The 7,732-nt window shown below is 35.2% G+C and carries 5 protein-coding genes; 2 read left to right on the forward strand and 3 right to left on the reverse strand.

The annotated features are described in order from the left end of the window. Positions 1–277: 277 nt before the first annotated feature. From ACRD62_RS22025 to ACRD62_RS22035, 3 genes are all read right to left on the reverse strand, one after another. Positions 278–1,792 (reverse strand): family 43 glycosylhydrolase, encoded by a 1,515-nt coding sequence (locus ACRD62_RS22025; protein ID WP_430822244.1) that lies wholly within the window; start codon positions 1,790–1,792, stop codon positions 278–280. A 3-nt stretch (positions 1,793–1,795) separates the two neighbouring features. Beyond that, positions 1,796–3,367, reverse strand: coding sequence for a GH39 family glycosyl hydrolase (locus ACRD62_RS22030; protein ID WP_430822245.1), 1,572 nt, complete (start codon positions 3,365–3,367; stop codon positions 1,796–1,798). Positions 3,368–3,453: 86 nt separating this feature from the next. Then, positions 3,454–4,572, reverse strand: coding sequence for a helix-turn-helix domain-containing protein (locus ACRD62_RS22035; RefSeq protein ID WP_430822246.1), 1,119 nt, complete (start codon positions 4,570–4,572; stop codon positions 3,454–3,456). A 605-nt stretch (positions 4,573–5,177) separates the two neighbouring features. Here ACRD62_RS22035 and ACRD62_RS22040 point away from each other — a divergent pair. Continuing rightward, positions 5,178–5,687, forward strand: coding sequence for a hypothetical protein (locus ACRD62_RS22040; protein ID WP_430822247.1), 510 nt, complete (start codon positions 5,178–5,180; stop codon positions 5,685–5,687). Between the two features lie 120 nt (positions 5,688–5,807). Continuing rightward, the gene (locus ACRD62_RS22045) at positions 5,808–7,427 is read left to right on the forward strand and encodes a hypothetical protein (RefSeq protein ID WP_430822248.1); all 1,620 of its coding nucleotides are present in this window, start codon (positions 5,808–5,810) and stop codon (positions 7,425–7,427) included. Positions 7,428–7,732 lie beyond the last annotated feature (305 nt).

A 7,732-nucleotide genomic window follows, 5' to 3' on the forward strand; every position in this document is an offset into this window, starting at 1 on the left:
GACTTCATTTAGTTCACGTTTGCTTATTTTTAATGGTGTTCATGATTTCCGCTTTGCTACAATTCTTGCCTTGATGCAAGAAACGAAGCAAAGAAAATCAAGGCTGCACCTGCCTCACTAAAAAAACTACGGTCAATTGACTGAAATCGTTTAAACTCGTTGGCTGCGCTCAACTCAAACAAAAAACGATTTTTAATCGTCAATTCAACCTTGTTTTTTTGCTCGCCAACTGAGGCCTCTTTTTGCACAGTAGCTTTCTTTCTTCATCAAATATTATTTAGAATGCTATTGGTTGATATTCAAAATTCTTAAAAATCACTTTTCCTTCACCCATAGAACATAAACCTATTCGTAAACTCATAAATCCACTTAACACATTGTGATGATAGGCTTCAGAATTAAAGGAATTTTCAATTTTTATCCAGTTCTTTCCATCAGTACTGTAAAACATATCTACTGTGTGTTCGTCGTTTTTCAATCGTAAATATACTTTTCGATTTAAAGCATTGGGTTCGGTAACAAACTGCCATCCCCGTAAATTAGCTAATACATTTTCCTTATCAGCCAGAATCCCAGAAAAAGCCCTCTCATTATAAAACAAGACCAAACCACCGGTTGCCTCACCTACTATTTCCATTTCTACCTGTGCAATATATGAATGATCTTCAGGGATACATAACATTGGTGAACAAGCCGCTACATTATCACTTTTACCAGTGATTATTACACTATTGTTTTTCACCTCATACCTGTCCTGGTTACCCTCTTTAAAAAACTTCCAGGATGGATTCAGTTTATTACCAGAAAAGTTATCTGACAAAGAGAATATTTCTTTACTGTTCTTTCCTTTTGGCTTCTGTACCGGGGTTTCAACCGTATATCCTTCAGGTATTTTATACCAGCCATCAGCAGTCCATTCGATGGGTGAAAGCATGGTTTGACGTCCCATGTTGTAGTATCCGTTTTCATAGCCATGCAGCACCATCCACCAATCGCCATGAGCATCTTCAAAAGGAGTAGCATGTCCTAAAGACCACCACCTTTCATCTTTACTTTGTGTTCGTATTATAGGGTTATAAGGTGAATTCTCCCAGGGCCCCAGAGGTGATTTAGACCGAGCTGAAACCACCATATGACCTGTTGCCGGGCCAGCTGTTCCTCCTTCAGCAACTGTAAGGTAATAGTATTCTCCCCTTTTAAACAACTTAGGTCCCTCCATACAAAAGCATTCAATAGACCAGTCTCTGGGAATTTCCCATCCATCGTAACTATGAACTTCCGGACCATCTATGGATAATCCATCGCGGGTTAAGGGTACATAACTGCCACTGCTAAAATACAGGTATCTGTTACCTTCATCATCCACCACATGGCCGGGATCAATCATGGTAATATCCAATTCAACCGGATCGCTCCAGGGTCCTTCAATCTGATCGGCCCAAATGACATAATTAGTATTGGAAGCCGGAAAATAGATATAGTATTTATCATCATATTTTACCAGATCGGGAGCCCAAACCGATCCCACATATTTCTGAAGGCTATTGACAACTGGTGTCCAGTTAATTAAATCGGTGGAATGCCAGATTAACAATCCCGGATAATATTCAAAAGAGGAATGAACCATATAATAGTCTTCTCCATCAACCAGAATACTGGGATCGGGGTAATCACCTGCAAAAATGGGATTTGTATATTGATTATCTGATTGACTTTTATCCTGTGCATCTGTTATAGAAGCCCAACACAACAACTGAATAATCAGCAATAACTTACTAAAACTCTTAATCATTGTTTACAACTTTTTAAATGTCACCAGATAAACATCATTCTCTCGTAATGGGAATGTTTTATCCCATTTCCCTTTTGAATCTATTTTAATCAATTCGCTTTGAAATGGTTTTCCATCACTATTTTGTTTTAAAAACTCAACCTGACGTTTGGTTAGTTGATCTGGTCGGTTAAGCTGAGCATATAAAGTGTATGGGTCGTTATTCAAATAACCAATTAAAAACACTTCCATCTCATAGTTTCCTTCCTCAATACCCTGCAATTTTACTGTTACATCACCTTTTTTATTGGCGGGTAAATCACGGATATAATATTGCTGATTATTGATAGAGTCATCGGGCAAAGTATAAGTGTAATCCCAAAAAAGTAACTGAAAATCTCCCTTATTATTCTTACAGGCCCATGATGCTTTATCCTTATTTGTCAATTCAACATCGCCCAATTGATTTAAGAAAGAATAAGCATGGTATGCAGGCTTTTTTATACCCTGCGTATTCATCAACCCAAATCCACCATGAAAGGGAGTAAAGCGTGGTCCGGCTTCTTCGAAAATATCGGTGAATACCCAGTATGACATTGAATTGGCAGCATCTCCAACCTGTTTCAATTTATTCAGGATATAGGCAGCCTGATGGTAACTATCGTGTATCGGATCGGCCGGTGTGTATGACGAACTCCACTCGGTATAATGCAATTCAAGATCAGGTCTGGTTGACTCAGTAATTTGTTTTCGGGAGGTGATTACCTCATTACTAACCGCCCATTCATCAGGGTTAAGAATGGTTCCTGTTGTTCCAAATTCGTCGAGATAACCTTGCTGAACTCCATAAGCATGAGTACTGATAAAATCGATTGGCACCCTGTTTTTCTCACAGAATTCAATGGTTTCAGGAACCCATGCAGCACCGGCTGTTGCAGGTCCTCCAACCTTATAGTGTGGATTGACCGCTTTAACCCCATTTACCGCATATTTATATAGTTTGAAATATTCTTCTTGCGTACCGGTCCAGAATCCCGGTGACAGATTGGGTTCGTTCCAAACTTCAAAATACCAGGTAGCAACCTCTTCTTCACCATAACGATCGGTAAAATGCTGCACCAGATTCCGAATCAGATCTTCCCATTTTCCATAATCCCAGGGAGGTGTAACATTACCATTCCACCAAAAAATAGTTTGATCACCACTAGCCAGAGCTTTTGGCATAAATCCCAGCTCTACAAAAGGCTTCATACCAATTTCCAGGATATAATCGTACAACACATCAACATATTGATAGTTATAAACCGGATTACCTTCCCTGTCAATCTTGTATATTCCCATATCATCAGTTAACAAACCATGCATGCGGATATACTTAAAATCGCAGTCTTGTTTGACCACTCTGAGTTGCTGCTGCCAGTCAGCTCTTAATCCTTCATTGGCCCTTCCGGCACCGATGCATTCCTTAAACATAGTATTTAACGAACCTTTTTCATTCGTTAGGTCGATGGAAATAATTCGATTGTTTTGATCGTATTGAGCTGTGACAATTAGTCCTGAAAAGATAAAGAGAAAGGCGGTAAGGATCTTTTTCATTGTTATGAATTTAGTTAGATAACAATGTTAATTTATTCCTTAAATATTAATTTGACAAAAAATAAAAACCTTTTTACATTAAATCCTTATAGCTGATTATCACGAAATTCAGAAGGATTGATTTGCGTCTCTTTTTTAAAGACTCTATTGAAATGACTTTGATTATTAAAGCCCACTTTAAAAGCTATTTCACCAATATTTAAATCAGTTTGACTCAATAAACGCTTTGCTTCATTTATTCTGATTCGATTGATGTAGGTTTTAAAATTGCAATTGAATTGTTCGTTTATAATCTGAGTAATTTTTCTTTGTAATATCCCGGTTTCTTTTGCAACCAGGTCAAGAGTCAAGTCATTATTTTGAAACGATTGATTGATATAATCAATACATATCTCATCATTTGATTGGTTGCCTGTTTCTATTTCAACGGGTTTATAAGCAATGGTTATTTCTGCTTTTTTCGTTTTACGAAACATCTTCCAATAATTGAAAAGATACAACAGCATTAATACAGATAAATAAATTACTGACAATGCAATAAAAATCAAATTATTATTTCGCGTAAAAGAAATAGAATATACGTTCAATGTTTTCTCATTTTCTATTTCAGGAGCATAGGCTGATCCAACATTTACATGAATAATCTGACTAAAATCCGGCTTTATTATTTCTGATGCAGAAATCTGATGCAGATCTAACCACCATTCCGGATGCTTCAACTGATTAAATGGAATTTGATAAGTAGTTTTTTTCTCTGAAATACCCAGATAAGAATGATGCAGGTTTTCATCCTCTGAATTGATGTTATATTCATCTGGAATGGGTGTATAGAGAGCAATCCCTAAACGATCAATATTTGTACCTGACAAACAAAGATTGATTTGATTGTATTTACCGGCATTAAACAGTTTGCTTGCTGCAGGAGTCACACTAAATCCAGCATAGGGACTATAAAACCCTTCTTTCAACTGAAAACGAAACACAAACACAGAATCTGAATTACTCATTTCTGTAATCTCGCTTCGCCCTCCGTTAACATCATCAGTATAACCTTCAATAATGTATTGATCAGAAACAGGTAAAATAATCAGATCTTGTATCGAAGCTAAATAAAGGATAACGGATACTACTAAAACAGATAAAACCGCAACAGGAAGCACGAAATATTTTGATGTAATTACTTTTTGGGCCTTACCTTGAACCATTAAGAATATTGTTTTAATCTGTATACGACAAATATACTTAATTAACAGAAACCTGTTTTAACCTTAACACCTGTGTTACCTAACTTCTGCTTTAAAAAAAATATCCCAGCGCAATTTATTATTAAACAGGGTGAATATTTAGCCATTGAAACCAATGGATATCATTACATACTCCCCACCGGGCTATATTAGGGTTTCACGGGGCGGTTTCCGCCAGGCAACAGACATTAGTATGTAATTATTGCTAACTTCCCTCGAAATATTGCCTCCCATCCTACCAAACAATAAAAGACCATAAAGTATTATTTCATTAATCATTAACAATTGATAATTAATTCCATAGAATTTATCCACAATATTACTTCGTTAAACTAAAAAGACGTTGGTTTATTAGCATAATACCGGTATTCTGCTATTTTTGTAAGTACTAATTTTTAAAACCAAACACTATGAAATCCAATATTGCCTTACGTTTATCCTCCTATCCTATCATAGCTAAAAGCTTAAAAACACAATGACCAGGATAAAACCTATAAGAAATAGTTACGTCATACAATGACGGTTACAGAGTAGTTGGCAATAATATAAACTTACAACATAGTAACATGAATAAAATAACTTCATTATGTGTGATTGTTACACTAATAGCAGTCAATCTTGTTTCTTGTGATTCATACAAAAAAATGAATGAACCCGAAGATGTGGGAATGTATGCCTTTAAACTATTAAACTCACTAAGCCAGACAACAAAAAGTGACTATGTAAATAGCTTCTTAACTATTGAAGAATTAAGAGAATTAGGAAAAAATGAAGAGGTTATTACAGACCCAGAAGCGCGTAATCACATTACTTCAATTAAAAAAAAGGAATGGGTTGAAGATATTGAAAACGATTATAATAAATTGAAACAAGATGGAGGTAAAAATGGCATTAAATGGACTAATATTGAGTATTTAGATTTTGTGTACGAATTAAACATTGAAGGAGGAGGTACTGTTTGTGAAGGTGAACTTTTTTTTAAATATAAGGATTATTCATACTCTGTTGATTTAACTGCTGTATTCGACGGCAATGAGTATAAAATTATTGAACTTGATGATCTTGAAAGACAATAAATACTATTGCCAACACGCTGGTATAAAGCATGGCTCGGTCGGCTCGTCCTGCAAACATTAGGCAATTAATCATAACGTCAGCGATGTCACAATTTCAATTATTGAAAACAAAAATAAAAAATGCCAAGATTACTAAAGAATGATACTGTTAGATTAATAGAAGCAAGCATTGAATCTTTGGGCCTAGCTCAGTTTGGGATTTGTTCTTTTCGAAGAGACCAGCTAAAGATAGAACAAGTACGGTATTCTGCTGAAATTGGACTAATAGGGAGCTCATTAGAATTAATTATGAGTGCTATTCTTATTCAAGCACTAGGAAAGAAGAGTATTTATCGTGATTATAACAATGGAAAATATAAAACAGCCTCGGAAATTCTGAGTGATTTTCGCTCATTACTCCGTCAATCTTCATCTAATATTCTTTTTCTTATTAATGGTGTACGAAATTCTGATGAGCACATAAAACAAATACTAAGTTTAACTAGTCGTTTTCAACTCATTATAACTAGTCGTGCGAATGGATTACATAATGGATATGGTTTAAAATATGAATTAGTAGCATCCTTATTTCAAAATGTGACTGAATTTCTTACTTTAATTTCAAAGTCAAATAATTTTAGACCATACTTGAATAGAATACCTGAGCTGGTAGGAATCATGATTGATAAAAATGTCTTGATTGATGATTTATATAAAAGATTGCAAGGCTCTAGAAATACACAAGAGCAGTCAACCTTGATTTCGTCTCTGTTTTTAATACTACCCGAAATACCTGATAGATTACCAGAATGGATAGAAAAATTTGAGTGCTTAAAAATATCACCTAAAAAGACAGACATTGTATATTTAATAGATGCTTTGGAGAAAGCGAATCCTGTAACACTAAATAAGGTAACAGATTCAGGTAGCCAATTAAATGTTAAAATAGTTGGGAGGGATATTGAAGGGGCGATTCCTATCTCAGCACAATTTTTAAAAAGTGAGTTTACCCAAATTAGAGATCAGTTTTACGCTGATATTGCCACAGCAAACGGCAGATTAAATACTCGTCAATTAGACTTACCGCCTAAGCAATCCATTTACAATGCATTTGCATATGGGGTAGTAGATTTACAATTGCTTGAGGATGATAATTATTTCACTGCACATCAGGCATGGCCTTTTATTGTGGAAGCTGTAAATGTTGCTAAAAATAACACTTCAGCACCTTATTGGTTTTTGATTAGACTTACAAATGATTTAGGTCAATTAAAGTCTTGTTTGAAAAAAGCATCAAAATTAGGCAATAGCTCTTTAAGGAAAAACATTACAATAATATTAGGTGGTATAGAAGCTATCGAAAACGAACAATATATTGATTCCGATTCAGTCTTTATTCAACCTATTTTATCAGAAACAGAGTCTTTCAACAATAATCTTGAAAAGCTTGAAAAAGTATATCATAAAAATGGATTAAACGGTTTACCTGAAGACTATAAAGAAGAACTTGAAGAGTTATTCACAGAAGATAAGTCTGTTTCAGATGTATTGATCAGAGTTCTTAACGATGAGAATATCTCTTCGAAGAGCAAAAGATATTGGGTGTCTAAATTGACATCAATAATGCCAGAGAAAGATGACTTGCCTGCCTATGTAAAAGTTCTTGATAATAACCAATTTCAAAACTCACATACTCAGATAAGAAAAATATTTAGAGCAATAGATTTTGCTGATTATGGTCCAAAAATTAAAAGCGTCTAATCTAGTAGCCAGCCCCATTAGCAAACGTCAGTGGGGAGAAGCTCACTCCCCTCCACCCGGCGTAATTTGCAATTACGCCAAAGCTAATAGCTGGTTTACAACTACCGGGTAACTCAATCGAAGTGGCAGACAAGGCATAGCAGGGCCTGATAGATTAAGTTTTTCAGCATAGCATCAAAGCATTATAAGAACACAATTATTACATAAAAGAAAAGAGGGTGTCCAAAAACTAAACATCAAAACAACGTTAGTTTCAATTTGTAATAAAATATCATTTTATGTCACCCCTAAATCCCCTGAAGGGG

The sequence above is a fragment of the Carboxylicivirga caseinilyticus genome (assembly GCF_050589785.1).
GTDB classification, from domain to species: Bacteria; Bacteroidota; Bacteroidia; order Bacteroidales; family Marinilabiliaceae; genus Carboxylicivirga; species Carboxylicivirga caseinilyticus.